The sequence below is a fragment of the Francisella sp. 19S2-4 genome (genome assembly GCF_036281795.1).
Lineage (GTDB): Bacteria > Pseudomonadota > Gammaproteobacteria > Francisellales > Francisellaceae > Francisella.
In genome coordinates this window covers 1-1,392 of sequence record NZ_JAWUZH010000091.1, presented here as the reverse complement: position 1 = coordinate 1,392, position 1,392 = coordinate 1, and the positions used below count along the sequence as shown (strand labels likewise).

Here is a 1,392-nt window from a genome sequence, read left to right as displayed (position 1 = left end):
ATACCATCTTTGGATGCTTCTAAAACCACTCTGTCTCCAGCACGAACTCCTTCTTCACTAATAGTGAATGTGTTCATATTGATTGGGAACCTATCTGTAGGTGTAGGTGTAGGTGTAGGTGTAGGTGTAGGTGTTGGTGTAGGTGTAGGTGTTGGTGTTGGTGTTGGTGTTGGTGTACCACCCTCATGTTCTTTTACATATTTCCATGAATTAGCTTGATCAGGAGGTGTTCCTTGACTCCACCATTTAGCTTCATAGACCTTACCATTATAATGAACCTGATCTCCACCATTATAAGTTGCATTAGCATCCCACGCTTGTAATCCAGTTTCACTATCTCCACCACCACCTGGCAATAAGACTGTACCAGCAGGATGATCATTTGTGAAATCAACATCAATAACATTAAAGAAACTAGCTGCCGTATCACCAACGTCCCACTCAGCTGCAAGAACTTGATAACCCGTTCTTTGTGGTAAATCACAAGTCATTATAAATTTACTACCACCAGGTTCTACTGGATGAGCATTTGTAAAATTAGGTATAGGGTTATAACAATTTAATGGTTGAGACTCAAAGTCGCTTCTAGTTAAAGGTTTATTTGGATCCCAATCTGGCTTTGTTATCCAAATCTTGAACGATGCTGGTGATACTGTCCAATGCGATGCAGCGAAATGCCATCTAATTGTAATAGGCCCAGGCCTAACAACAGTTTTTGCCCATCTACTTGCTGTTTGTTCAGCTTCTGGCTGACTTTTACCAGCACTTCCTACTCTATCACCCATTGCACCACTTTCAAAACTACCATCCGCAACTTCAAATGATTGTGGTTCATATAACGATATAGTACCGCAGCCTTTGTTTATAAGATCTCTACAAAGAGCTGGACGTCCTTTTGGTGTATCAACATATGCATGTGAATACGCTTCAGAACTAGCTAATAAAGCTAAGCCTGTTAGTATTGTTACTTTTTTTAATTTCATCTCGATAACTCCTTATCTAGTGTTTGAAAACTCAGATAAACTAATACCTGCACCACACATACTATATGAATAAATTTAAAAATAAAAATATGGCTAAATATGGCTATTTTTGTAGTTTTATAGCGGCATTTTTACCTTCCTTAATAAAATCTGAAGTGATATAAAGAATCTAGTTCAAGAAAAAATTAACCTAAGTTTAATATTTGTTTTTTTTAAAAAAAAATCTTGATTTTTTATTTTTTTTTTAACATTGTTATAAGCAAAAAATATCGTAAATATCTTATCTATATATTTTTTGTATCAATATTTTTAATTGTCATTTCATATAAAATTTAAAAGATTTGGATTGTAAACATGTACTTGCGGATAAAGCTTACGATACTATTGCTAATCAAGCTATGCTCAAAGA

General features: G+C 35.1%; 1 protein-coding gene. It reads right to left on the bottom strand.

Annotation, left to right across the window (positions count from 1 at the left end; genetic code table 11):
* Positions 1–983 (bottom strand): lytic polysaccharide monooxygenase (locus R8535_RS10840; protein WP_329499167.1); only part of this gene is annotated, 983 nt, incomplete at its 3' end.
* Between the last annotated feature and the right edge of the window lie 409 nt (positions 984–1,392).